The organism is Anaerocolumna sp. AGMB13025 (genome assembly GCF_029689925.1).
Lineage (GTDB): Bacteria > Bacillota > Clostridia > Lachnospirales > Lachnospiraceae > Anaerocolumna.
On sequence record NZ_CP121445.1, the window covers coordinates 5036580 to 5063071 of the forward strand.

General features: G+C 36.7%; 20 protein-coding genes. 7 read left to right on the forward strand and 13 right to left on the reverse strand.

From position 1 onward, the window contains the following. Positions 1 to 11: 11 nt before the first annotated feature. The 7 genes from QA584_RS20855 to QA584_RS20875 form a co-directional block, all read right to left on the reverse strand. Positions 12 to 1928 (reverse strand): VTT domain-containing protein, encoded by a 1917-nt coding sequence (locus QA584_RS20855; protein ID WP_278271035.1) that lies wholly within the window; start codon positions 1926 to 1928, stop codon positions 12 to 14. Positions 1929 to 2077: 149 nt separating this feature from the next. Further along, a complete protein-coding gene (locus QA584_RS20860; protein ID WP_278271036.1) occupies positions 2078 to 2752 on the reverse strand; it encodes a helix-turn-helix domain-containing protein in 675 nt (224 codons plus the stop codon). Positions 2753 to 2890: 138 nt separating this feature from the next. Continuing rightward, positions 2891 to 3499, reverse strand: a complete 609-nt coding sequence (locus QA584_RS28895; protein WP_442870340.1) for an accessory gene regulator B family protein — start codon at positions 3497 to 3499, stop codon at positions 2891 to 2893. 5 nt (positions 3500 to 3504) lie between these two features. Beyond that, positions 3505 to 3660 carry a cyclic lactone autoinducer peptide gene (locus tag QA584_RS28900; protein ID WP_442870341.1) on the reverse strand — a complete coding sequence of 52 codons (156 nt, stop codon included), beginning with the start codon at positions 3658 to 3660 and terminating at the stop codon, positions 3505 to 3507. A 122-nt stretch (positions 3661 to 3782) separates the two neighbouring features. Continuing rightward, positions 3783 to 5129, reverse strand: a complete 1347-nt coding sequence (locus tag QA584_RS20865; protein ID WP_278271037.1) for a sensor histidine kinase — start codon at positions 5127 to 5129, stop codon at positions 3783 to 3785. Then, positions 5119 to 5832: a LytR/AlgR family response regulator transcription factor gene (locus QA584_RS20870; protein ID WP_278271038.1), complete on the reverse strand. Its 714-nt coding sequence runs from the start codon at positions 5830 to 5832 to the stop codon at positions 5119 to 5121. The genes QA584_RS20865 and QA584_RS20870 overlap by 11 nt, the downstream gene beginning before the upstream one ends. A 510-nt stretch (positions 5833 to 6342) precedes the next feature. Then, entirely contained in the window at positions 6343 to 7122 is a 780-nt protein-coding gene (locus QA584_RS20875; protein ID WP_278271039.1) for a prolipoprotein diacylglyceryl transferase, read from the reverse strand. Positions 7123 to 7548: 426 nt separating this feature from the next. Between QA584_RS20875 and QA584_RS20880 the strand changes: the two genes are divergently transcribed. Next, positions 7549 to 7917, forward strand: coding sequence for an HsmA family protein (locus tag QA584_RS20880; protein ID WP_278271040.1), 369 nt, complete (start codon positions 7549 to 7551; stop codon positions 7915 to 7917). 76 nt (positions 7918 to 7993) lie between these two features. Here the strand turns inward: QA584_RS20880 and rd are convergent, their stop codons facing one another. Beyond that, positions 7994 to 8158 (reverse strand): rubredoxin, encoded by a 165-nt coding sequence (gene rd / locus QA584_RS20885; protein WP_278271041.1) that lies wholly within the window; start codon positions 8156 to 8158, stop codon positions 7994 to 7996. Between the two features lie 264 nt (positions 8159 to 8422). Here rd and QA584_RS20890 point away from each other — a divergent pair, with 264 nt between their 5' ends. Both QA584_RS20890 and QA584_RS20895 read left to right on the forward strand, forming a co-directional pair. Then, entirely contained in the window at positions 8423 to 8626 is a 204-nt protein-coding gene (locus QA584_RS20890; RefSeq protein WP_278271042.1) for a hypothetical protein, read from the forward strand. Positions 8627 to 8750: 124 nt separating this feature from the next. After that, entirely contained in the window at positions 8751 to 9242 is a 492-nt protein-coding gene (locus QA584_RS20895; RefSeq protein ID WP_278271043.1) for a GAF domain-containing protein, read from the forward strand. 654 nt (positions 9243 to 9896) lie between these two features. Here the strand turns inward: QA584_RS20895 and QA584_RS20900 are convergent. Both QA584_RS20900 and QA584_RS20905 read right to left on the reverse strand, forming a co-directional pair. Next, the gene (locus tag QA584_RS20900; protein ID WP_278271044.1) at positions 9897 to 10565 is read right to left on the reverse strand and encodes an acyltransferase; all 669 of its coding nucleotides are present in this window, start codon (positions 10563 to 10565) and stop codon (positions 9897 to 9899) included. A 575-nt stretch (positions 10566 to 11140) separates the two neighbouring features. Further along, on the reverse strand, positions 11141 to 13258 hold the full coding sequence (locus QA584_RS20905) for a DNA topoisomerase (RefSeq protein ID WP_278271045.1): 2118 nt from the start codon (positions 13256 to 13258) through the stop codon (positions 11141 to 11143). A 234-nt stretch (positions 13259 to 13492) separates the two neighbouring features. Between QA584_RS20905 and QA584_RS20910 the strand changes: the two genes are divergently transcribed. Genes QA584_RS20910 through QA584_RS20920 form a run of 3 tightly spaced genes read left to right on the forward strand, consistent with a single transcriptional unit; the run spans position 13493 to position 15256 of the window. Next, positions 13493 to 14380 (forward strand): DegV family protein, encoded by an 888-nt coding sequence (locus QA584_RS20910; protein WP_278271046.1) that lies wholly within the window; start codon positions 13493 to 13495, stop codon positions 14378 to 14380. 52 nt (positions 14381 to 14432) lie between these two features. Beyond that, positions 14433 to 15068 carry a lactate utilization protein gene (locus QA584_RS20915; protein WP_278271047.1) on the forward strand — a complete coding sequence of 212 codons (636 nt, stop codon included), beginning with the start codon at positions 14433 to 14435 and terminating at the stop codon, positions 15066 to 15068. Between the two features lie 35 nt (positions 15069 to 15103). After that, positions 15104 to 15256 (forward strand): hypothetical protein, encoded by a 153-nt coding sequence (locus tag QA584_RS20920; protein ID WP_278271048.1) that lies wholly within the window; start codon positions 15104 to 15106, stop codon positions 15254 to 15256. A 266-nt stretch (positions 15257 to 15522) separates the two neighbouring features. Here the strand turns inward: QA584_RS20920 and glyA are convergent, their stop codons facing one another. The 3 genes from glyA to gltB form a co-directional block, all read right to left on the reverse strand. Further along, complete coding sequence (gene glyA / locus QA584_RS20925) at positions 15523 to 16761, reverse strand: serine hydroxymethyltransferase (protein WP_278271049.1); 1239 nt, start codon at positions 16759 to 16761, stop codon at positions 15523 to 15525. Positions 16762 to 17469: 708 nt separating this feature from the next. Beyond that, entirely contained in the window at positions 17470 to 18957 is a 1488-nt protein-coding gene (locus QA584_RS20930) for a glutamate synthase subunit beta (RefSeq protein ID WP_278271050.1), read from the reverse strand. A gap of 11 nt (positions 18958 to 18968) precedes the next feature. Then, positions 18969 to 23525 (reverse strand): glutamate synthase large subunit, encoded by a 4557-nt coding sequence (gene gltB / locus QA584_RS20935; RefSeq protein ID WP_278271051.1) that lies wholly within the window; start codon positions 23523 to 23525, stop codon positions 18969 to 18971. Between the two features lie 753 nt (positions 23526 to 24278). On the opposite strand from gltB, the gene fliK reads away from it, so the two are divergent. Next, the gene (gene fliK, locus QA584_RS20940; RefSeq protein WP_278271052.1) at positions 24279 to 26234 is read left to right on the forward strand and encodes a flagellar hook-length control protein FliK; all 1956 of its coding nucleotides are present in this window, start codon (positions 24279 to 24281) and stop codon (positions 26232 to 26234) included. The last annotated feature ends 258 nt before the right edge of the window (positions 26235 to 26492 follow it).

Sequence of the window (26492 nt, forward strand, 5' to 3'; positions counted from 1 at the left end):
TTCCTATCTGTCTAACCTTTTAGCCATTCAATCATTTCAAGTTTTATCTTTTCCAGCAATTCAAGTGCCATACTCCCTCGCTTTTGTGAACCAATCAGTGTACAATTCAAGGTACAGGTATTGCGGAAAGTACTTACAGAAAGCTGAAAATCCGGACTGGTCCTGTAGGTACCCGTTAAGAAGCAGTGCTTTATAGTAATACCCTGAAACGCTAATTTATCACCATCAATTAAACCAAAATTTGTATAAGAGATGGGGAAAATCTTATATAATTTTTTACCGAATTTATTTAAGATGGATAGGGGTACTTTATTATATAGAAAATGTAATAGGGGTATCCCATTAAAACAGCTGTAATTTGACTTTAATTGTACGATCTGATTGTGTATATGAAGCAAAGTTGTTTCAAAACTTTCACCAGGCTTTATGGCTATATGAAGCTTATATATTCCTGTCATATTTGCTATCGTAAGCGTTTCTTCCTGCAGCTTCCGGTTTCCAAATCTACGTAAATTAACCGGACAATTTATTGTAATAAATTCCGTTTTAAGAAAATTTACCACAGTACGAGCATATGCAGTTATAAGCAGATCGTTAATTGTACAGTTTAGCACTTTGGTTTTTCGCTGTAACTCCAAAAAATCCTGTGCTCCTATGGTCTTTATGAGACAAAAAGGTATATCACCCGAGGTGTCAAATGGCAGTTCTCTGATTTCGCCATAAGATAAAACCTTTCTAACTGGTGCATTGACTTTAATTATGTCTAGAATTGGCTTTAAATCCCGTTGATTCCTCAGTGTTATTTTAGTATCATCATCGTTATAACAATTCGCCAAAAGATATAAATATTGCAGGAATCCTGACCCGTCACATAAGATATGGCTTATGCCGATTGTAAGAACATCTCCTGATTCTTTATGGCAGACATGGATTTTAAGTTGTGTTTCAGTCATTAAGTTCCAGCACCAATTGTCGCCAAAATCAACCCTGCTTTCTAAGAACACCTCTTCCAATGTATGACCCTTCTCCACCCATTTACCTTTTTTCAAATCATAGGAATATAGGATTTGGGGTAACGTTTTAAGAGTCTGCTGTACCGCATGTTTTAGCCGTTTGAGATCTATTTTCCCATCAAGTTGTAAATGACAGAATACAAAAGGCTGAAGCGTTTCTAAATTAATGGTTTGGATAAAATCCAAACATTGCCCTTTGGTATTCCTACCATCGTGCTTTCCTATCGTTCTGCAAAAATCTATAAATTTATCTTTGTATAAAATCCCCATAATACCGATGATACCAGTGATTGCAAATACAGTGATTGATATCTCCCATTTACCTTTCCTCATAAAAGAACCTACCATTGCAGAGGACAGTATAGAGGGAATTCTAGCAAAAGATGATATTAGTATGAATCTCGAAAGTCTGATATTGCTAAGTCCAACCACATAAGTCAGCATATCCTTTGGTGTTCCGGGTATAAAAAAGAGCACGAAAGTGACTGTTTCTATTTTTCTATTGTCCTGTATCCATCTCCACACTTTCACTTTTTCCTTTCCGAAAAACCTGTTAAGTAACGGTTTCCCATATTTCTTTGATAGAGTAAAGGTAATTGCTGATGCCATAGATGCTCCCGCCAGGCATACGATTAAACCACCAAAGGTTCCATATATAACACCTGCCAGCAATTCTACCGGTTCACCAGGTATAAATGCAATAACGATTTGTAAGATTTGTATTCCTAATACAATTAACCATCCTCTAATACCAATGTCATTTACCCATTCTTTAAAGCGAATCTGATTTTCGGGTTCTGACAGTTTTTCAATAAAGGGAAGCATGACAAACAGCGATAGTATCAATAATACTGCAAAAACACTGAAGGTAAGAAAAACGGTAATGATACTTCTATTTTTTTCTGTGAATTTCATGTCTGGTACTCCAAATCTGAACTTTTTTGATTACGATTTCATTTCATAGCCAGTTAAAACGAGATTTTCTTATTATTAGATTTTTTAGAACGAACCATTCGTTCTGTTTCGGATTATTTTTTTACGGAGCTATCAAGCCCCGTAAAACTTTATTCTTCTCTTTTATATGAATGAATTAGGCAATCTATGCTAACCTTTTTTGCAACTTCAACTGATATTTTTTCTTTTACCTCAAAAGCATTCAAGTGAACATGCATCCCCCACCAGGAAAGGGTTTCAATCATTAACCGGATGCAGTGTCTCTGATCTACTAATTGGCGTACGGTACCACGTTCCATAAAAATCTCAATATATTTTGAAAAAGTGTCAAAAAACTTTTGTCTGTATTCAATATAATGCTTCCATAATAATTCGCTTTCTTTTGGATTATTTTCTATAAATAAACAACCCACACCATACCTGGACAAAATGTCAAAGGCATCTGATAGCATTGTTTCATAAGAATAATCTTTTGCATTATTCTCCAAATGGAAGCTAAACTTTATATTACTGTCATCGAATGCCTTTATTATCTCTTTTTCAAGTTCTGGAAAGGTATTCTCATCAATTGGCAGCTTATAGTCATGTTCGATTGAATCAGGTTCGATTGTACATTTTAAAATAAATGATAAGACAGCTTTTTTACTTACGAACAAGGAATACAAGGCACCGGTTGAGATACCGGTAACTTTCACAATATCCCTTATCTGTGTTCTTGAATAACCTTGATTAATAAAAAGCTTACTTCCTTCTTCATATATTTTTTGAAATCTATTATCTCTCATTCCTATTATCCCTTTCGTAAAACGAACTATTCGTTCTTTAAGTATATCACGAACCTGATCGAATATCAAGTAAGAGATGATAGCTAGAAACCAAACTTTGCAAATGACATTGCATTCCTTCGGGTTGTTATAATCCTGTTAGGGTTTAGACTTAAAATTGATATGCTTCCTATTTATCAAGTTTTGAATTACTCTTAACCCTAAAAGAAAACCAATCATATGTAAGGCTGTTAATGAAAAATAAATGATTAACGGCTCTAACTGATTTAAAAAAAATAAAGATACAATAGTAACCTCAAGAACTAAAATATTTTTTGATATTCTTGAATACTTTATGATCTCGCTGCTGCTCAAGGGTTTATTATTATCTTCTATGGGGGCAAATTTCCAAATACACCAGATTACTATAGGTAAGGAAACAAATAAACCCAGGTTTAATATATCCAGGAATGGTACCTTGGATATAATAAATATAGAAAAAAATAGAAATAATGAACTGGTATAACACTTTGAGTAATTTTCCCTGTGAAATCCACCGCAAAAAATTCTTAGAGGAATAAATAATATCATAAAGCAAATTGCGGCCAGCAAGGAGTCGAAAAAAAGACCTAACAATATAAATGTTCCCCAGGTATAGACAGATGAAATTAACAGACTAAATGCATACCTATACAGGTCTTTTTCTTCTGACTCGATTGCTTTAACTGCAAGGGCTTTATTACATAGAAACTCAGCCAATCGGTTCATAAACTTTATATAACCTTACGAAGTTTATTGGCACACTCAGGCACTTTGGGTTGATGAAGGGGACCTGCGCATACTGAATTGACATTGAGTTTGGCGATACTCTTCGCCTCAATTGAAACAATCTTCATTACTGATGTCAAGACTTTGTTTTTAATACTCATAATAACTCCAATCTGTGCGCCCCGGCGCACGAACTAATTTACCAGTAACAAGTAAGATTATACTATCTATGGTATTCTAAAGTCAGTTCTTCGTTGCAAATGCAGATATTATTGTTTCAAACTCAGACTGGGCTGTTGTTATAGTCTTCTACTATTGGCATACAGATACTTAACCGAAAAATATTATCGGTAAATGAAAAGTCCATTGTTCCATCATAATTACTGACTGCTTCTTTTATATTCATCAAACCATAACCATGGGTTTCAGGTGCCTTTTTTGTAGAGCCAATACGATTACCTTTAAAAACTATACTATTTACTTTTGTGTTATAAATCTCAATGAAAAGCATAGAGTTCACTCTGAATATCCGAAGTTTGATATACGCCTCCAGATTAAAGTCTAAAGAAAGAATACATGCATGAATGGCATTATCCAAAGCATTCGCAAAAATAGTACAAGTAACCTTATAAGAGATAAAAGATAATAAATTGTATTCCATCTCTATTTCAAATTTTATATTTAACTTTAGACACTGTTGTTCTTTTTCGTATAATATTATGTTTAGAGCATTATTATCACTTCTATTCAGATTTTGGATTTTTGAATGATCAATTTCATGTATTAGATTAGAGATATAATCATCAATTTCAGCATCAGATTGGATTAAACCAGACAAACATATCAGATGTTTTTTAAAATCATGAGAAATTCTTCTAAGTTCCTCAAGATTTTTCTCCTGCTGCTTATATGAGATCTCTATGGTCGTCTGCTGCATACGCATTTTTTCAACTTCTTGCTCCAGCTCTGCTTTTTTATTAATTTCATTATGAACAGCCAGAACTATAATGTTAGCGGCTCCTAATCCAAATACCACAGCCACATAAATAATATTCGTAATAAAGGTATCAATTATATGGGAATTGTTATGTAAAAGTAAAATATAGTATATACTTGCAATGCTTGTCAATGGCAGTATCAATAAATATTTATTGGGATATAGAATCTTTAATTTATTCTTTTTTAAGGTTTTTATCAGGTAATCAGAAAGAAACGAATAAATTATAATACAACTCCCAATCAGTAAAATCTGCTGAGAATCGGTACCTTCTAAATTTGGCGTAAACTGCAATATAACGTTACCAAAAGCTATCGTTATAAATTCGCAAAATAAAACAATAGCAAAAGCGATAAGGGAAGTAACAAATATTGTTCGCCATGCGCCTTTTAGCACGATTCTGCATCTGAAAAAAATAATAATCAGCATAATTATTGAGTTTAAAATAGAATTACTAAACGCATTAATTATATAAAGCAAAACCGCAGAAATTACAATTCCTGATAAATTTGATAATGCACTTTTAGATCTTGACTGAAAAAATACACCAACAAATTTATAAGCAAAATAAAAATCTATAACGCATTTTGTAAAACTCAAAAAGCACACTACCATAAACAGGTCAGTTTTCATTATGGTCACCAAAATATGTATGCAGTTTATGTTTGAAATCTTTATAATATTTTCGACCCAACGTTATGGCATTACCATTATTCATGGTAATTTGATAGTTATTAAAGTATTTAATAAAATTTATATTTACTATAAAACATTTATGGGGATACATGAATATATTCTTTGGCAGCTTATTATACAAAGAAACAAGAGTTTCCCATGTTTCAATTGCATAATCACAGACATATATTAATCGTTTGCGGGAAAGTGATTCGATATAGATGATATCGTTAATATTAATATAATACTCACTATTATTGGAAGTAATAGAAATTCTATCTGTTGATTGGACTACATTCTTAAGAAATGAATCCATTGTCTTAGTCAGGTCTGCCTGACCGATTGGTTTTACAAGATAACGGAAGGCGCCTACTGTATAACCCTCTATGGAATACTCCCTGGAAGATGAAAAAAACACAATAATTATGTTAATTCCCATTTCTCTTAGTATCTTTCCATACTCTACTCCGTTTTTATCTGTATTCAGGTATATATCTAAAAACAAAAGGTCAAACCTTAAACTGCTTCGCAGTAAGCCCTCAGGTGTCGAGAATTCCTCTACTTCAAACTCAATATTTCGTTGAATGGAATAATAATTGATCTGATTCCTCAAGTTTAAACGATGATTATGTTCATCATCGCATATAGCTATTCTTACCATTTTAACTCCCCCTCATATGATTGATTTTATTTTGCGTCATGGCTGTCCTTGCAGCTGCAAAATAACCCATGAAAATTATGTCACCCCAATAAAAGTGCATAGCATTGTTTTTCATCAATCATAAATACGAGGATTATTAATTTAGTATAAATTCCGTAGGCCACATTCCTCAAGTTTAGCATTAAACAGCTTGAAAATCATGATAACCAAGTTTTTAAGCTGGTTAGCAATGCTACGCTATTCATTAAGGTTTAACCTGCCAAATCACCTTTGATTTATGCAAAGCTTCTAAAAAAATTAACGTGTTACTCAATTTCTCAGAGTTATTCTTCTCAAATTATACTTATGGTCTTCCCTCAAGACACGAAAAAGCAATAACAGATTTAACTCGACAAATTAATCTTACTAATCAAATATCTTGTGTAAAATAATGTAAATAAAAATCATATTCTAAGTGTAATCTAAAATTAATAACATTGCAAGTAATATTATTGCAAAGTTAATGTTAATTTATTGCTGAGATTTTTTTTGCTGAAGCTTATTGTACCAAAAGCCTCTCACAACAACTATTACACATCCAAATACGAACAGGAAAATTGAAATAAATTGTGACGTTGACAATACTCCAACTTTTCCACGAACCAGATCACCTCTGAAAAACTCGAGTATAAATCTACCCGCACTATAAAAAATCAGATAAAAACCTGCAACCTGTCCGTCTGCCTTAACTCTTTTCGCCAAAAAAATCAATGCAAGAAAGTTTAAAAAATCAAGACCACTCGAAATTATCTGTGTAGGGATCAGGCGGATTCCATTAGGCGCATAATCCGAATGACGGAACACGATGCCTATTATGCTTTTCGTTTCTATCCCGTAACAACAACCCGAAAGCAGGCAGCCAATCCGTCCAAAGCCCTGAGCCAGCGCTATGGACGGCATAACCAAATCAAAATACTTAAAAAAATCTAACCGGTAACGTTTGCAGCATAAAAATCCGGCCAATATACCACCTATTATCCCGCCGTACACAACAAAACCATTCGATACCTTTAAAATAATTTTGGGATCCGCTATTATATCCTTTAACTCGGTAATATAATATAAAACCTTAGCTCCTAAAATACCTCCAATTAAACACCAGATTGTTAAGTTGAAGATTTTATCATAATCCAGATTTTTTTTCTTTGCCCTGAATTCCGCTAATAAATAAGCCGCTATAATACCAATACCAATCATCAGTCCGTAACCATGGACTGTAAATCTGCCAATTGTTAATAAATCATTTTTCATATTTTTTCCTTTCAACCTATGTATGTATTTATGTTTATATATTTATCTCTCTAGATATATTACCTATAAAATAGAATTTCTACAACTTATATTTTCGTATAAGTAAAATTACATCCTTTTCTCAAACATTACTACGCTTACCAAACCATCCATATTCTTTAACTATTTTATAACCCGACTTTTGATTATTTTCTTCTCTTTACTTTCCATTATTATACAGCATTATACAGAATAAATATATCTCTAAATTGGTAAATTAAATAAAAGCGTACCAATTTACAGCACTTCTTGACAAATAATTGTCCTCTCGATATAATCAAAATACTTATATATCTAATGTATTAAAGTTTGCTAAGTATTAAAGGTAGCTAAGTAAACGCATTATTTGGTACCAAGATATTCTTAATCGAAAAGGAGGAATTAAAAATGTTACCTTTTGCAATCATATCCATAACCACTGCACTTGTTTTTTACACCATCGGTGTTTGGAGTGAAAAAATCCAGGGGCAGCTTAAAAAATGGCACTTTATTATGTTTTGTCTTGGTCTGATATTTGATACATTAGGAACCACGCTAATGAGCGAATTGGCAGAATCTGGATTTCAGTTGAACTTTCATGGTATAACTGGTTTACTTGCGATTATTCTAATGTTTGTACATGCTCTTTGGGCAGCAATTGTTCTATTTAAAAATAATGAAAAAGCAAAAGAAAATTTTCACAAATTTAGTATAATCGTTTGGATTATCTGGCTGATTCCATTTATCTCCGGCGCTGCTTTGGGTATGGCCAGGTAATAGCAAATGTTTATATTGGAATACAAAAGAAAAGAGACTGATTTCTTTTTTCCCGAAAACAGTCCCTAATTTATAATTATTCTTCATACGCCTCAAATTCATCTTTACCTGCTCCGCAGACCGGACAAACCCAGTCTTCTGGCAGGTTTTCAAATGGTGTACCGGGTGCAATTCCACCCTCTGGATCGCCGTCTGCTGGATCATAAATATAGCCACAGACCAGGCATATATATTTTTGCATACTTATACCCTTTCTCATTTTTACCAATCTTGGTTTATTTTATCCGGTTTTGATTTAAAATATGCTATCTATTTTTAAGTTTTTCAGGAACCTTTCATAATAATTTAGGAACGATACATACTAATCTCGTAACTATTAATTATCCGCAGACAAAATCATATTCTTATTGAAGCTGGTACAGGTTTCGTTTTTTTATGCATGTAGTAATCTGTTTTCCGGCACCCTGATTTTTATGTGTACAAAAGTACACAGATAGGAGTAGGTATGGAACAAAATTTTGTAGATGGTGAAGGTATACCTTTAGGCTTTGGTATGGCACTGGCCCAAAACAGTGAAGCCATGAATTATTTCGCGGCTTTAGATGAACAAAGTAAACAGAATGTTATTAATAACTGTCATGGTGTCCGGTCAAAAAGTGAAATGCGGCAATATGTTTCGAGTTTGACAGAAGGTAATAGTTTTAAATAGTTGAAGTATCCATTTAATTAGGATATACTTATTTAAGATTATCCTGAGGGATTTGTTGTAATAGAACGGTTGCGCCGTGATTTTACGGCATTTCCCTGTACATAAAATGATTAAGGAGAGAAAAATGGAAGAAATTAACAGTCTGTATCCGTCAGATAAAAAAGAATGCTATAAATTAGTTCATGCCCAGTTAAAATCCCTATTGGATAATGAACCGTTTGTTATACCCAACTTAAGTAATACTTCCGCTTTATTAAACGGTGCCCTCTCAGATATTAACTGGGTCGGTTTTTATTTAATGCATAATAATGAACTTTTACTTGGTCCTTTTCAAGGAAAAACAGCTTGTGTACATATCTCCATTGGTAAAGGTGTCTGCGGTACAGCCGTATTAAAAGATGAAATCCAGCTAGTTCAAGATGTTCATGAGTTCCCAGGGCATATCGCCTGTGACAGCGCTTCCCGTTCAGAAATTGTTATTCCTATACATAACAAAGGGCAAATCGTTGGGGTACTAGATATTGACAGCCCGACGGTAAATCGATTTGATTTAACGGACAAGGAAGGACTTTTGGAAGTGGTGAAGATATTAGAAACTGCTTGTGAATGGGAGTAAATAATTTAACGAAATATTTTGATTAAATACTGCGCTGCGAAAAGTGCAAGACTATAGAAAGGGCATGGTGAATATTCTTGTTGTCTGAAGTCATAAGTTCGGCAATCGGACAGGTTATGGATTTACATCCGGAATATTCACATATTAATATGAATAAAAGTTTAAAAATAATAATATTTGGCTTCGCATTAATGCTTTTTGGCGGAACATTTTTTATAACCTGCGCTATATATAAAAGCGTCCTTTCTTATATGATTTTGTTTTCTTATGGGTTATACATCGGTTTTATATTAATATTGATTGGGTTACTTACGTATAATAAAAAATAGTATGCTACATTATTAGGTTTTAAACCCAGTACCACAAAGTATATCTTTTAAGACTATCTGAAGAAGGGTTATTTCTTATACTAATCCAATTTATCGGCATGAAATAATTGAAGTATAAATTACAACTACATTAAGGGTTATTAAATATGGTAAGGTACCAGTTCGCTTTACCGATACGGTAACCTCAGATTAACTCGTTAGGATAAGATTTTTGTATGGAATTGGTAAATAATTCAATAATCAAATTATATGAGCAGATGTAGATTACGGCATCTGCTCATTTATTTGTTAATTAATTTATTTTATTTTGACACAAAGTTAATACCTATTTTAATTCAACAATTTCACCCTGTTTTTTGTAAATAGTATTAGCCGGAACAAAACCTCTGACCATGGACAACGGATATACATGAGCTCCTTTACCGATTACTGTACCTGGGTTCATAACTGTATTGCAGCCGATTTCAACATGATCTCCTAACAATGCACCAACCTTCTTAAGACCGGTTTCCACCTTACTATCCTGATACTTAATAGTAACAAGGGTTTTATCGGACTTCACATTGGAGGTGATGGAACCAGCTCCCATATGGGCTTTATAACCCAAGACAGAGTCCCCGACATAGTTATAGTGGGGTACCTGCACTTTATTAAATAAAATCACATTCTTTAATTCGGTGGAATTGCCTACAACAGCGCCTTCCCCAACAATGGCATTACCACGGATAAAGGCACAATGTCTTATTTGTGCATCTTTTCCGATAATAGCTGGTCCTTGAATGTATGCACTGGGTGCTACAGTAGCTGATTTTGCAATCCAAACATCCTCTCCAACTTTATCATACTCTTCCAAAGACAATTCACTTCCCAATTCTAAGATATACTTACCAATCTCAGTAAGTACTTCCCATGGATAAGTAAATCTTTTCATCAGGGAAGCAGCAATTGTCTGGGTTAAATCATAATTATTCTTAATCTGCATATTCTCGTACATATTTTACACCCATTAAATATCGCAAGTCCCCCTTGCGATACTGCCACAAAATAAAATTTGAAACAAGTTTACGGTTGAAAGATATATTTCTTTCAACCTTTGAAAGATTTTTCTCTTTCAGCCTTTGAAAGAATTTCTCTTTCAGCCTTTGAAAGATTTTCTCTTTCAGCCTTTGAAAGATTTTCTCTTTCAGCCTTTGAAAGATTTATTTCTTTAGCCTTTGAAAGATTTTCTCTTTCAGCCTTTGAAAGATTTTTCTCTTTCAGCTTTTGAAAGATTTTTCTCTTTCAGCTTTTGAAAGATTTATTTCTTTCAATTCTTTAATGAATTGTTTCGTGGCATCCTTTCTATTACTATATTTTCTTTCAACCTTTGAAAGAATTATTATACGGCGTCTCAATACTGAAGTAAGATTTACTAATGAAATTCCTTATTTCATTTTGGACATGCCCTTCTTCGCTTTGTTTGATATGCTTACCCCGTCAGCCGCAAATGGCTCAGGAAATCAGCAGAATAATACTATACTAAATCATAAACACTTACTTCTGTCTGTATACACTTGTATGCAGGTGATTTTATTTTTTATAATTCACAATTACCTCTTTGAAGCAGGCATTTAATAAGTACTGATTATTTAACCCCTTTACCCCATTGGTCATCCTGCTCACAAATCCCTCCAGTTTTTCCATATACTCTTCTTTTGATATGGAGCCTTCCGCCACCATGGTAAGACCTTTCTCCCAACTGGCAGTAAGTTCAGCATTTAATAAAGATTTAATGGAGGAAGATACCACATCATAGACCAATTCTCCTAATAGCGCCGGCGTAATAATCTGAGTCTTTTTATTTAAGTTTAGATATTCGATTTTAACCAGCTTATTTAAGATCTCAGCCCGGGTTGCACTGGTTCCAATTCCGCTGCCCTTAATCTGTGCCCTAAGTTCTTCATCTTCAATTAACTGTCCTGCATTTTCCATGGCTAGAATCATGGAACCAGAATTATAACGCTTAGGGGGTGCTGTTTCACCTTCTTTTATGGTCATAGCTTTCACAGGAAGTAACATACCCTTTTTTAAGTTCTTAATAACATCAAAAAAGCCCATATCAAACTCTTCTTCCTCGACTGCTGCGGCAGAGTTATTATCTCCGTTTTCCTGAGAAGAGGTGTTGCTGCTTGCGTCCCCTGCTGCTTTTTTCTGGGAAAAGGAATTGCCGGTTACTTTAAGGTAACCTTCGTCAATTAGTACTTTAAAAGAGGAAAAGAAGCTCTCACCTTTCATTTTAGTTACCAGATTAATTTTCTGGTATACGGCGGGAGGATAAAATATACTTAAAAATCTTCTGACTATGGTTTCATATACCTTAACAGCGGTAGGCGATAAAGAATTCAAGGCATTTAATCCCTGACCTGTTGGTATAATCGCATAATGGTCTGTGATCTGTTTGTCATTCACATATCTGGTTTTAGCCAGATTCTTATAGGCACCCTTACTTAAGATTTCTTCCGCAAATCCCTTCCCGTGAATATAGCTCTTAAGACCGCCGATGTTCTTATGGATTTCTTTGCTTACAGCCGTAGATAACACCCTGGCATCGGTTCTTGGATAGGTCACTAATTTCTTTTCATAGAGTTCCTGTGTTATTTTAAGCGTTTCATCCGGGCTTATTTTAAATAACTTGGAACATTCATTTTGGAGTTCGGCAAGATTGAATAATAAAGGAGGATTTTTATTTTCCTTTTTCTTTTCCATATTGACGATTTCTGCATGAATCTGTTCTTCTGGAGCTATGGTATCGACATAGCTGTTCTTTCCATTCTCCTGTCGCTCTTTTAAATCAGGTTCCCTCTCAAGCACTTTCTCAATAAGGGCCTGTGCATCTTTTTTCTCCCGAAAGCCGTTTTCTTTATATAATAAGGGTGAGGCATAATAACTTGATCCTTCTACCGCCCTGAATTCTCCGTCAAAGGTTCTCCCAGAGGCATCCAGAGTATTTAAAACCCTGTAAAACGGAGTTTTTACGAAATCCCTTATTTCCCGTTCTCTTCTGACAACCATTCCCATAACGCAGGTCATAACACGACCCACCGAAATTGCCGGACGTTTATCGTTACCTAAAAAGTTTGTTATATTCTGACCGTATTTTAAGGTTAAAACCCGGGAAAAGTTAATACCCATAAGATAATCTTCTTTTGCCCTAAGATATGCTGCATTGGATAAGTTATCGTAATCAGAGAGGGGTTTCGCTTCCTTAATTCCTCTTAGTATCTCCTCTTCGGTCTGGGAATCAATCCAGACCCTGCGTTTATCCTTAGCCGCTGATACCTGGGCTTCCTGATCTACCAAACGGTAGATATACTCCCCTTCTCTTCCAGAGTCGGTGCAGACATAGATTTTATCCACATCCTGCCGGTTTAATAAAGATTTAACCGTATTGAATTGTTTACTTACGGCAGGGATTGTCTCGTACCGGAATTCCTTCGGTAAAAATGGCAGAGTCTCAAGGGTCCAGCGCCTTAAGGCCGGGTCATAGCTTTCCGGGTAACTCATAGTCACCAGGTGTCCTACACACCAGGTTACAACGGAATTTTCCGATTCCATATATCCATCCTGTTTTCTGAAATTATCCTTTAAGGCTTTGGCAAATTCCTGGGCTACACTGGGTTTTTCCGATATGTATAAACTTTTAGACATGTATCTGATCCAACTTTCTTGGTTTATAACTGCCCTTGGTTATCCTGGCAATTTATTTCATAACTGTATTCCTTTTATTCATCCTTTTTGAAACCTTACTTATCATAACATAGGATGCCTGCCAGTGTCAAAAGTTCCTTATACCAAAGTCTCCCGGATGCCAATTTTAACTGTACATTTTCAGTAAGATTCGATATAATGATTACTAGAAAATTAATTTACAAGGAGAGAAATATGCGTGATTATCATATATTCAGCGACTCGTCCTGCGATACACCGGAAGAATTGCTTCGAGAGCATAATATAACCTTAGTACCATTTTATGTGACCTTTGATCAGGAAAATTACTATAAAGAAAATATAGAAATTACAAATCAAAAATTCTACGATATCCTCATGAATGAGAAGGTATTTCCTAAAACTTCCCTTCCTTCCGTCCAGGATTATATCAATTACTTTGAACCAGCTATTTTAGATAACAAAGATATCTTATGTCTTTGCTTAACACTGAAATTCAGCGGTTCTTATCAATCGGCAGTGAATGCCAAGGCGATTTTGGAAGAGAAATACCCTGAGGCAAAAATTCACATTATTGACTCCATACAGGCAACTGCCGGTCAGGGAATACTCTTAATTCAGGCTGCCTATATGAGAGAAGCGGGATTAACCCTTCAGGAAGCGGTGGACCGGATTAATGAGATTAAACCCACTGCAAGAATTATGTTTACCGTTGATACCTTGGAATACCTGGCAAAAGGCGGACGGATTGGCAAAGTAACCTCTCTTGCCGGTACCATGTTAAATCTAAAACCAATGATTCAGCTTAAGGATGCCGAATTAATTCCCTATTCTAACGTAAGGGGCAGAAAAAAAGCATTACAGAAAGCCATCGATATGACAGAGGAATATTTTATCGAGACCGGTGAGAAATACGAGGATTACGATTTCTGCCTTGCCAATGCCTCTACCTTGGAAGATATTGCCTTTGTCCAAACCCAGCTTGAGGAGTTGATTGGTCGTAAGTTAACCTATCCCGTATTTCAAATCGGGGTTACGATTGGTACTTATACCGGTCCGGGTGCTGTTGGTATCTGCTTTGTTAAAAAATTCAACGTAAAATAATGACACTTGCTTTTTAAATATTCTAAAACAGGGAAGTTTAAGGAGGGGTAACATGACGCCGAAGCAACTATATTATGAGAATTTAGCTGACAGCTTAATCGAGAAGTTTAATTTGAGAGGAATAGAGGGTTATTACTGCGATAATGCAGAGGATGCTCTTATTATGGCAAAAAGATTTCTTACTCCCGGCTGCTCTATCTCCTGGGGGGGCTCTGTGACTTTGGAGGAAATTGGATTAATCACAGAACTTAAAACTTCTGATTATATCTTGTATGACCGGTTATCCGCTAAGACACCGGAAGAAAAAGAAGCGATGTATAGTAAAATCGTAACTACGGATTATTTTTTCATGAGTTCTAATGCCATCACTTTGGATGGACAGTTAGTTAATATAGATGCCGGTGGAAACCGTGTTGCCTGTCTGATCGCAGGACCTAAGAATGTCATTATTATAGCGGGTATGAATAAAATTGTAACAGATGTTAATACTGGAATCGAGCGGGTCCATAATATGGCTGCTCCCCCTAATATCACAAGACTAGGTCTTAAGACTCCCTGTGCCGAGCTTGGCAGATGCGCTAATTGCTTAACGGAGGATTGTATCTGCTGTGAAATTGTTATAACCAGAAAATCAAAAATCCCAGGACGTATTAAAGTAATCCTGGTGGGTGAAGAATTGGGATATTAATAAAATACATAGGACGAATAAAGGAGGTAAGGTATATGTGTAAGTGTAATCATAATGTACCCGCATCAACCGGATCTGTTCAGGTTGATGTAACGAAAATTGTAAAATATGTTTGTATTGCAGGAGTATTAATTGTAACGGTTATCTTTTCTACCAGATGTATCAGCAGTATTCTAAACAGAAAATAGCAAACAATAACATAGTAATAATTAAAAATGACCCGTTTCAATTCCGAAACTGGGTCATTTTTATATCTTTATTAGAAAACTGTTTTTTTATATTTATGGTTTAAAATTTATAAATGCTATTTCTCGATTTTAAAATTATTGTATATTAATTAATCACAAAGATTGTTCATTCATACAATGGATATTTATTAAGACAAAGTATTAATTAATAGTACAAAGGATATTTATTAGTACAAAGGATTATTTATTAGTACAAAGGATATTTATTAGTACAAAGGATACTTATTGGTTAGTGTTTTCACCAATTCCATAGCTTTTGTTTTATTAGCATCTACATCTTCAATCAGCATGGCAATCGCTTCCGCAATTACGTCCATGTCTGAGGTATCCATTCCTCTGGTGGTAACTGCCGGTGTTCCTAAACGGATACCGCTGGTTACAAAAGGGGATGCAGGGTCATTGGGAACGGTGTTCTTGTTGCAGGTAATATTCGCTGCATCTAAAAGCTTCTCCGTTTCCTTACCGGTAACTCCTTTATTCTGAAGATCTACTAACATTAAGTGATTGTCTGTTCCCCCAGATACAATGTTAAATCCTCTCTTGATCAATCCACTGCTCAGAGCCTGGGCATTATCAACCACTCTGCCGGCATAGGTTTTGAATTCCGGCTCCAAAGCTTCCTTAAAGCAGACTGCTTTCGCCGCAATCACATGCATTAAAGGTCCGCCCTGAATACCTGGGAAAATAGCTTTATTTAACTTATATTCCTCTGCAAATTCGGCACTTGATAAAATCATACCGCCTCTTGGTCCTCTTAAGGTCTTATGGGTAGTAGTGGTAGTTACATGCGCATATGGAATAGGACTTTCATGATACCCGGTTGCAACCAGTCCTGCAATATGGGCCATGTCTACCATTAAAAAAGCACCAACTTCATCAGCAATTTCCCTGAATATCTTAAAATCTATCTTTCTGGCATATGCACTGGCACCGGCTACAATTAACTTCGGCTTACATTCCAGCGCAAGCTTTCTGACTTCATCATAGTCAATGAAGCCTTGTTCATTTACACCATAAGGTACGATATTATAATAGCTTCCGGACATATTAACCGGACTTCCATGGGTTAAGTGACCGCCGTGAGCCAGATTCATCCCCATAACTGTTTCACCTGGTTTAACCAGGGCGAAAAATACTGCCATATTCGCCTGAGCTCCGGAATGGGGCTGTACGTTGGCATAAGTACATCCAAATAACTGCTGTGCTCTGGTAATCGCCAGGTTCTCCGCAATATCTACGAATTCACAGCCTCCATAATATCTTTTTCCCGGATAACCTTCTGCATATTTATTCGTAAGAGGACTTCCCATAGCCGCCATTACCGCTTTACTTACAAAGTTCTCAGAAGCAATTAATTCAATATGATCGTTTTGTCTTCCTATTTCTTTCTGCATTGCCTCAGCAAGCTCAGGATCAAATACTTTAATCTCTTCAAATGAATACATTTTCTTACCTCCGTTGACATTTTAACTGTAGTATATCACAAAATGTATAATAATAAAAGTTATATTCCTGTTCTTCACTGATAAGTTATGCTAATAAAGCAAATAAAGTTTCATTTTCTCTCTATTTCAACGCTTTGCTCCCGTGCTTCTCGTCCACTCTTATCTTCTAATCCTATTACAGCTTCACTTCCTGCCGTTTCCTCTGCTTTTACCATCATGCAGACTTGTGTTATTGTGATTTTGGTAATGCAAGGGGTCAGAGATCTATTAAGACATAAGAAATTTACAACCACGTTTTAATAATCGAATATTTCAATATGGCTATCAAATCTTTCTCTTAAAAGCTATTCTGGTAAATCCATTTATAAAAGACCTGCCTCACATTCAGGTTTAATACTTTAGTCCGAGTTCTTTTCTCTTCGTTATAAAGCAGTTTACCGTATCAGCGGCAGGTTTTCTGATGACAAATTGCATTCAGCCCCTTTATGATAATTGCTGTCTATACCAATATCAGTATAGTACAACAAATATATAAAGGGGCTGAATTATTAATTATACAAAGTGACCACGGTAAAAAAGTTAACTTACATATGATATAATCCTAATAATATACTGTAACCTGCTCCAAAAATATAATTAAGAAATGAATGCAAGGATACTGGTATTTTATATTTTACTATGTTTTACACAACTTAAGATTCTGTATTCCTACTCCAAATTCGTATATCCCATCAAATGTTCATCCACAGCCATAGCTGCTTCACGGCCTTCTCTGATTGCCCAGACTACCAGGGACTGACCTCTGTGCATGTCTCCGGTTACGAATATATTCTCCGCACTGGTCTGATATTTACCTTCTTCGGTCTGAACATTGGTTCTTGCATTTAATTCAACCCCAAAGGCCTTGGCTACGTAATTCTCAGTTCCTAAGAAACCGGCTGCAATCAGTACTAAATCTACGTCGATTTCATATTCGCTGCCAGGAACTTCATCCATTTGATATCTCTTGGTATCTTCATGGTATTTGCTCTCTAGTTTTACGATTTTAGCTTTTATTACATTACCATCTTTATCCGCAAGGAATTCCTTAACGGTTGACTGATATACTCTTGGATCGTTTCCAAATACTGCAATGGCTTCTTCCTGGCCATAATCAGTTTTGCTGATTTTGGGCCATTCCGGCCAGGGATTGTCTTCGCTTCTGGTATCCGGAAGTTTTGGCATCATCTCTACTTGAACAACAGATTTAGCTCCCTGTCTTACGGAAGTTCCCACACAGTCATTACCGGTATCACCACCACCGATTACAAGGACATTCTTATCCTTGGCACTGACACAGGCTTTGTCTGCAAACTTAGAATCTAAGAGGCTCTTGGTAACTCCTTTTAAGAAATCTACTGCAAAGTAAACACCCTTAGAATCTCTTCCGGGTACTTTGATATCTCTTGGATTGGAAGCGCCGCAGGCTAAGATGATACGGTCAAATTCTTTTTTGATTTTGGACGCATTATAGCTCTTGCCAACATCGGCTTCTGTTACAAAGTTTACACCTTCCTGTTTCATAAGGTCTATTTTGCGGTCAATGATATGCTTTTCCAATTTCATATTCGGAATACCATACATTAAAAGACCACCGACACGGTCGGAGCGTTCAAATACGGTAACTAAATGTCCCCGTTTATTTAACTGGTCAGCAGCTGCAAGACCAGAAGGTCCGGAGCCGATGACAGCAACCTTTTTACCGGTTCTTACCTTAGGAGGTACTGCTTTTATATAACCTGCCGCATAACCATTCTCGATAATTCCCAATTCATTTTCTTTAATGGCAACCGGATTGGTTGCAACATTACAGGTACAGGCCGGTTCACAGGGAGCTGGACATACCCTACCTGTAAATTCCGGAAAATTATTGGTTTTAAACAGACGGTTTAAAGCCTCCTGCATATTTCCGTTATATATTAAGTCATTCCATTCGGGAATTAAGTTATTAAGGGGACAACCAGAAGTCATTCCTCCGATTATTATACCAGACTGGCAAAACGGTACACCGCAGTCCATACATCTGGCACCCTGTATTTTACGTTCCTCTTTTGATAATGGAATATGGAATTCATCAAAATTCTTAATTCTATCCTTCGGCTTTACAGCACGGCTTACTTTTCTCTCATAATCCATAAATCCTGTTGGTTTTCCCATATCGTACCTCCTTAGCCTCTGGTGTTAGCAAAGAATGCTTCAATCTGTGCCTGTTCACTGCTTAACCCTTTTTCTTCCATCTGGACAATGGTTAACAGCATACGTCTGTAATCATGTGGTATAATCTTTTTAAACTTAGGCAGATAATCCCCGAAGTGTTCCAGAATTTCTTTACCCTTAGCAGAGCCTGTATTCTTTACATGATCTTCAATCATACTCTTTAATTCAAGCACATCATATTTTTCAGTTACAGCTTCCATGGAAACCAATTCTTTATTTAACTTCTTATATAAATCCGTATCCTGATCCAGGACATAAGCGATACCACCGCTCATACCAGCCGCAAAGTTTTTACCGGTTCTTCCAAGTACCACAACACGTCCACCGGTCATATATTCACAGCCATGATCGCCAACACCTTCTACTACTGCGGTAGCACCGGAATTACGTACACAGAAGCGTTCACCTGCAACACCGTTAATATATACTTTACCGCTGGTAGCGCCATAAAGTGCAACATTACCGATAATGATGTTATCTTCTGCCGCAAACTTGCTGCCTTTTGGAGGGGAAACTATTAGTTTACCACCTGACAAACCTTTTCCGAAGTAGTCATTGCTGTCACCGCTTAAGCTAAGAGTAAGTCCCTTTGGTATAAAGGCACCAAAACTCTGTCCGCCGCTGCCGCTGCATTTTACGACGTAGGTATCTTCCTCCAGGGAAGTTCCATGAGCTTTTGTAATTTCAGAACCTAAGATAGTACCAAAGGCTCTGTCTATATTGGTTACCTCGACCTCGATGGTTTTTGATTGTTTACTTCCAATGGCTGCCTTTAATTTCTTAAGAAGTACTCGTTCGTCAATGGTCTTCTCCAGCTCAAAATCATAAACCTGTTTTGGATCAAAGCGGTTTTCTGTAGAATCAATAAAAGGATTGTTCAAAATTCTGGATAAATCAATTCTACCGGCTCTGCCGTTAGCAGCTTCTTTTTTAACCTTTAATAAATCGGAGCGGCCAACTAACTGGTCAAGTGTCTTAATGCCAAGTTTCGCCATATATTCGCGTAGTTCCTGTGCAATAAAGTGCATGAAGTTAACTACATATTCCGGTTTACCTTTAAAATTCTTGCGAAGTTCCGGGTTCTGGGTTGCAACACCCACAGGACAGGTATCCAGATTACATACCCTCATCATAACGCATCCCATGGTAACCAGCGGAGCAGTAGCAAAACCAAATTCCTCTGCACCTAAAAGTGCTGCAATTAATACATCACGGCCGGTCATGAGCTTTCCGTCTGTTTCAATTACTACTTTATTTCGTAAACCATTCATAATTAAAGTCTGATGAGTTTCGGCAAGACCTAATTCCCAAGGCAGACCGGCGTTATGGATGGAGTTACGTGGAGCCGCACCGGTTCCGCCGTCAAAACCAGAAATCAGGATTACACCGGCACCGGCTTTTGCAACACCGGCGGCAACTGTACCAACACCTGCTTCGGATACTAACTTAACGGAAATTCTTGCGTCTTTATTGGAATTCTTTAAATCATATATTAACTGGGCCAAATCCTCGATGGAATAGATATCATGGTGAGGAGGCGGGGAAATTAAGCCTACACCAGGGGTTGAGTGTCTGGTTTTCGCTACCCAGGGATATACTTTTCCAGCCGGCAGCTGTCCGCCTTCACCGGGTTTTGCTCCCTGTGCCATCTTGATTTGGATTTCTTTTGCACTTACCAGGTACTGGGAAGTAACACCGAATCTTCCGGAGGCAACCTGCTTGATTGCGGAACAGCGGTTTAAGCCGTCCTTGCCAAGGGTTAAACGTTCCAGACTTTCTCCGCCTTCACCACTGTTTGATTTACCGCCTAACTGGTTCATGGCAAGAGCTAAGGTTTCATGGGCTTCCTGAGATATGGAGCCGTAGGACATGGCACCGGTTTTAAATCTTTTAACAATAGAATCTACGCTTTCTACTTCGTCAATGGAGATTCCTTTTTCGGGATATTCAAATTCTAAAAGCCCTCTTAGATTAATGCCCTCTTCTTCTGCTTCAATGAATTTGGTATATTCCTTAAAGGCAGCATAATCTCCGGTACGAGCCGCCTTCTGAAGCATATGGATAGTCTTTGGATTATATAAATGCTCGTCTTTTCCGCTTCTTAACTTATGGCTTCCGCTATTATCAAGGGTCAGGTCCACATTCAGTCCAAGAGGATCAAAAGCCTTGGTATGCAGATCATCCACCTGTTTCTCGATATCTTTAATGTTGATACCACCGATGCGGCTTACGGTATCCGTAAAGTACTTATCTACTACCTCACCACTGATACCAATGGCTTCAAAAATTTTGGAGCCCTGATAGGACTGTATGGTGGAAATACCCATCTTTGAGGCAATCTTTACAATACCTTTTAAGATTGCTTTATTATAATCGTTAACTGCCGCATAATAATCTTTATCTAACATATTGCTGTTAATTAACTGCTTTATGCTTTCCTGTGCCAGATAAGGATTAACCGCACAGGCGCCGTAGCCTAAAAGAGTTGCAAAGTGGTGTACTTCCCTTGGTTCTGCACTTTCTAAAATCATGGCAACTGCTGTTCTTTTCTTGGTTCTTACCAGATGCTGCTGCATGGCAGATACTGCTAAAAGAGAAGGGATAGCAACATGATTCTCATCCACACCGCGGTCGGACAGGATTAATATATTGGCACCTTCCTTATAAGCACGGTCAGCTTCCACAAAGATGTGGTCAATGGCACGTTCTAAGGAAGTGTTTTTATAATAGGTAATCGGAATTGTTTCTACTTTAAAACCAGATATCTTCATGGACTTAATCTTTAACAGGTCCGTACTGGTTAAAATCGGGTTATGGATTTTTAGTACCTTACAGTTTTCCGCACATTCTTCCAGCAGATTGCCGTCTTCTCCGATATAAACATCCGTTGAAGTAACAATTTCCTCACGGATTGCATCAATGGGAGGATTGGTTACCTGTGCAAATAGCTGCTTAAAGTATCCAAATAGTGGCGGATTATTCTTAGACAGAATCGGAAGCGGACTGTCAACACCCATGGCTTCTACCGGTTCCGCACCTGTTTTTGCCATAGGCAGGATACTGGTTCTGTAATCCTCATAGGTATACCCAAAAGCCTTCTGAAGCTTAGCTCTTTCCTCATCATCATATTCCCAAACCTTTTTATTAGGGATATGAAGGTCCTTTAACTTCACTAAATTGCTGTCAAGCCATTCACCGTAAGGACTGCGTTTTGCATAACTGTTCTTTAAATCTTCGTCATCGATTAAACAGCCCTTTACCGTATCCACTAAAAGCATCTTACCGGGACGAAGTCTTTCCTTTTTCACGATTTTTTCAGCCGGTATCTCTAAAACACCAACTTCTGAGGAAAGGATTACGTGGTCATCATCGGTAATATAGTAACGGGAAGGTCTTAAACCATTACGGTCAAGTACGGCTCCCATAATATCTCCATCACTGAAAAGAATAGAGGCCGGACCATCCCAGGGTTCCATCATAGTTGCATAGTACTGGTAGAAATCCCGTTTCTCGGGACTTATATTCTGATCGTTACTCCAGGGTTCTGGAATGGTAATCATAACTGCAAGAGGAAGTTCCATACCACTCATGATTAAAAACTCCAATGCATTGTCAAGCATGGCAGAGTCTGAACCTTCTGTATTGACTACAGGGAGTACTTTATGTAACTCGCCCTGTAAATATTTGGATTCCATGGTTTCTTCCCTTGCCAGCATTTTATCCACATTACCACGGATGGTATTGATTTCTCCGTTATGCACGATTAAACGATTGGGGTGGGCTCTATGCCAGCTTGGATTGGTATTGGTACTGAAACGGGAATGGACAATAGCAATGGCTGATTCAAAATTCTCATCCTGCAAATCTATGAAAAACATCCGAAGCTGCTTTACCAAAAACATTCCTTTATATACTATAGTACGGCTTGATAACGAAACAACATATGTGTTATCATTGCTCTGCTCAAAGGTTCTTCTTGCGATATATAACTTACGGTCGAACTCCAGTCCTTTTTTTATGCCGGAAGGACGTTTCACAAACCCCTGCATAATGTATGGCATGCATTCCACTGCTTTATGTCCCAGAATTTCCTGACTGATGGGTACTTTTCTCCAGCCCAGGAATTCCATACCTTCTTTTTCAACAATAATCTCAAACATTTTTTTTGCTTGATTTCTCATTAATTCGTCTTGTGGAAAGAAGAACATGCCGATACCATAATCTCTTTCTCCGCCAAGTGGAATATTCAGGGCTTCTGCTTCTTTTGAAAAGAACTTGTGAGATATTTGTAACAGAATACCAACACCGTCACCTGTCTTCCCTTCCGCATCCTTACCTGCACGATGTTCCAGATTTTCAACAATCTTCAGTGCGTTTGCTACTGTTTCATGCGTTTTAACACCCTTAATGTTAACAATAGCACCAATACCACAGTTATCATGTTCAAATCTGGGATCATACAAGCCCTGTTTAACACGCTTCGTTTCTTCTAAACTATGTTTGTTCATTAGCACGCCTCTTTTCTTTATTTTTGACCAAATATCAAATTGTATATTAATTCAATTAATTTGATAATTTTTAACTAGGTTTACAAAATTTGGGTTGTTAAAAAGACGTTCTTGAGCATTTTTAGAGTACACAAGAACGCCTTTGTTCATTGGTTATTATAATACAGAATAATTATAATATCAATCTTTTTTTAAAGCGATTTCACTTCTTTTTTTATGGATTTTACAGCGTATAATAATGTATATATTTTCACAAATTAATATTTATAAGCTTTTATGCATGTTTTCACACTAATGCCCTGTTTTTTCCTTGTAAATACATATGTGTTTCTCTGAAAGACATTTTAAAAAAGTGAATAAATATCTAGGTTTTTTACCTGCTTTCCGGTCATAGCTAAATACTAAGTTTCACTTTAGTCCATTAATAAATTATCATAATAAAGTTATTAATATATTTGTTCCCTCAAGGATGAAACAGCGGCTTTATTTTTTCTTTAAAACCGATGTTGACTTTGTTTATCCTAAACGTAAGACTTCATATATTATACATTTATTATTAATACTACTGTTTTTCCTCGACAAAAAAGTCATACATACCGTATCATTACTAGAAAAGGTTAAAAAACTGATTAAGTCTGATTGTCTTTTAACCGATATATTGATACAACAAGATGATTTCTTAAATTAGCATATAACAGCTTGCATAACTTTTATAGGAATCATACCATTAAACTTTAACCGGAGGTACTTACCATGTTAAACAACAGAATCTCACAAGCCAATACCGGTATACAGCAATCCCTTAACTCCTCGACCGCTGCTTCTGTAAGTTCTGGTTCCTCCCAAACTGTTAATTCAACAGCGGGCCTTGAGAAGGGGCAGATAATAAAGGGTGAGGTAACTGATCTTAGAAGTAATGAGGTAAGTGTAAAACTAGAGGACGGCAGGGTGTTAACCGGTAAACTAGAAGATGCTAAAAATCTGGCCATCGGAGATAAAGTTGTATTCCGGGTTGAAGACGTTTCCCTTAAGAATCTGACCTTAAAAATCATTTCCAGTGCAGATTTAAAATCTGAGGCTACTACCATAGAGAAAGCTCTAGAAGCCGCCGGTTTAACAAAAAACAGCCGTAATAACGGCATCGTGCAGGAATTATTAAATCAGCAAATGTCTATCGATAAACGAACCATATCCCAATTAATACAGCAGTCTATTCTATATAAAGATACCTCTGTGAATACGCTGGTACTAATGAATAAATTCCATATTCCCGTTAATGAAGCAAACATCCGACAGTTTACGGCTTATCAGAATTCGGATCAAAGCCTTCTTAACCAGTTTAGTTCCCTATCGGAGTCAATTACACAATTATTTACTCCTGAGGAAACCTTACCGTTTCAGGAATACTTAGCCCGTACTTCTGACTTATTTAATTTCATATTAAAAGAACCTGGCGGTATGATAGAGGATGGGGCAGTACATGATTTGCCCTTTGAGAAACCCGGCACCTCAAAGGAAACTGCCGGTCAGGTTCTCACTAGCAATGCATTAAAAAATGTAAATCCAGAAATCTTATTAAAAAATGGCAGTCCATTATATCTTACGAATGGACAGACAACCGGTTCGCTGCTATCAAAAGAGGAAGCCCTTGACCTGGCATCCTTACTAAGATCAGAGCCCAGAGCCAATGCAGTGCTTGGTTCCGATTTTCTGGCTGCTCTAACGGATGGCAGTGCCGATATCGGAGAAACAGCTCAGATTTTAAACGGACTTCTTGAAAACGATGAATTTTCTGCTAATTTAACCAGCTCTTCGTCGGTACAGGCGATTCTTTTGGCTGCTAAGGAACTAAGTTACCATAACAATATAATTGGTGCTTCTTTCTCCTTAAGAGACCGCATGAAATTAATTAATGATTTATCTGCTTTTCTCTCAACAGAAAATATCACATCTGACGACAAAGAAAGCTTTTCTTTATTAAAAGACCGGATACTGTCCGGGACACAAACCTCTAAGGAAGTTCTCTCCTTTATACATGCTAACTTAGATAACGCAGAGGAAGAATCCGTAAAGACTCTGCTATCTTCAAAGGAGTTTAAGATGCTGGTAAAAGATGCTTTGCTGGATAAATGGACCTTAGATCCAAAGTCTCTGGGAAAAAACGAAGATATAAACCGGCACTTTGAGAGTTTCGTAAACCAGATGAATGATCTGAAAGAATTGATAAATGAGACAGCCAGCAGTGGAACAGGGACTCTTTCCAGTCAGGTAAACCATCTAAATGAAAACGTTACTTTTATGCATACCTTAAACCAGTTTTTTACCTATGTGCAGCTGCCCTTAAAGCTTAAAAATCAGTTTACTGATGGTGAATTATATGTTTATTCCAGGAAAAAACCCTGCAGAACAGCGGCAGATGGGATCAGTGTTTTACTGCATCTGGATATGGAACACCTCGGTCCTCTGGATGTATACCTGGATTTGCAGGACAAAAACCTGATAAGCAAATTTTATCTGGCAGACGCCGGGATTATGAATCTGATATCAACGAATATACCACTTCTTACAGAAGCACTGAAAGCAAAGGGTTATGTGTTAAATGCTGAAGTATTGCAACGGGAAAAAACAGTGAATGTAGTAGAAGATTTTCTGAAAGCAGATACCCAGACTCCTTCCATTACACGTTACAATTTTGATTTACGGGCATAGAGGTATGAACAAGGTATCCAGTGACCTAATCTTTCAGCCTGAGCAGATTACATTTAAATATCCTTTCTAAGAAGCACATAACAAAAGCAGATTGTTTTACTGATAAAAACAGCGCTTATTCCATAAAAAGGAGTGTAATGATTTCGATAAGTTCATTACACCCCTTTTACTTCACTATATTAATTGCTTTATTAATAACAATATTAATTATAACAAATTTATGATTAACCTAATTAATATCATTGTAATACTATTCTA

Coding starts and splice junctions, on each gene's coding strand:
- QA584_RS20855 (WP_278271035.1), bottom strand. CDS start 1,928: ATGAAATTCACAGAAAAAAATAGAAGTATCATTACCGTTTTTCTTACC.
- QA584_RS20860 (WP_278271036.1), bottom strand. CDS start 2,752: ATGAGAGATAATAGATTTCAAAAAATATATGAAGAAGGAAGTAAGCTT.
- QA584_RS28895 (WP_442870340.1), bottom strand. CDS start 3,499: ATGAACCGATTGGCTGAGTTTCTATGTAATAAAGCCCTTGCAGTTAAA.
- QA584_RS28900 (WP_442870341.1), bottom strand. CDS start 3,660: ATGAGTATTAAAAACAAAGTCTTGACATCAGTAATGAAGATTGTTTCA.
- QA584_RS20865 (WP_278271037.1), bottom strand. CDS start 5,129: ATGAAAACTGACCTGTTTATGGTAGTGTGCTTTTTGAGTTTTACAAAA.
- QA584_RS20870 (WP_278271038.1), bottom strand. CDS start 5,832: ATGGTAAGAATAGCTATATGCGATGATGAACATAATCATCGTTTAAAC.
- QA584_RS20875 (WP_278271039.1), bottom strand. CDS start 7,122: ATGAAAAATGATTTATTAACAATTGGCAGATTTACAGTCCATGGTTAC.
- QA584_RS20880 (WP_278271040.1), top strand. CDS start 7,549: ATGTTACCTTTTGCAATCATATCCATAACCACTGCACTTGTTTTTTAC.
- rd (WP_278271041.1), bottom strand. CDS start 8,158: ATGCAAAAATATATATGCCTGGTCTGTGGCTATATTTATGATCCAGCA.
- QA584_RS20890 (WP_278271042.1), top strand. CDS start 8,423: ATGGAACAAAATTTTGTAGATGGTGAAGGTATACCTTTAGGCTTTGGT.
- QA584_RS20895 (WP_278271043.1), top strand. CDS start 8,751: ATGGAAGAAATTAACAGTCTGTATCCGTCAGATAAAAAAGAATGCTAT.
- QA584_RS20900 (WP_278271044.1), bottom strand. CDS start 10,565: ATGTACGAGAATATGCAGATTAAGAATAATTATGATTTAACCCAGACA.
- QA584_RS20905 (WP_278271045.1), bottom strand. CDS start 13,258: ATGTCTAAAAGTTTATACATATCGGAAAAACCCAGTGTAGCCCAGGAA.
- QA584_RS20910 (WP_278271046.1), top strand. CDS start 13,493: ATGCGTGATTATCATATATTCAGCGACTCGTCCTGCGATACACCGGAA.
- QA584_RS20915 (WP_278271047.1), top strand. CDS start 14,433: ATGACGCCGAAGCAACTATATTATGAGAATTTAGCTGACAGCTTAATC.
- QA584_RS20920 (WP_278271048.1), top strand. CDS start 15,104: ATGTGTAAGTGTAATCATAATGTACCCGCATCAACCGGATCTGTTCAG.
- glyA (WP_278271049.1), bottom strand. CDS start 16,761: ATGTATTCATTTGAAGAGATTAAAGTATTTGATCCTGAGCTTGCTGAG.
- QA584_RS20930 (WP_278271050.1), bottom strand. CDS start 18,957: ATGGGAAAACCAACAGGATTTATGGATTATGAGAGAAAAGTAAGCCGT.
- gltB (WP_278271051.1), bottom strand. CDS start 23,525: ATGAACAAACATAGTTTAGAAGAAACGAAGCGTGTTAAACAGGGCTTG.
- fliK (WP_278271052.1), top strand. CDS start 24,279: ATGTTAAACAACAGAATCTCACAAGCCAATACCGGTATACAGCAATCC.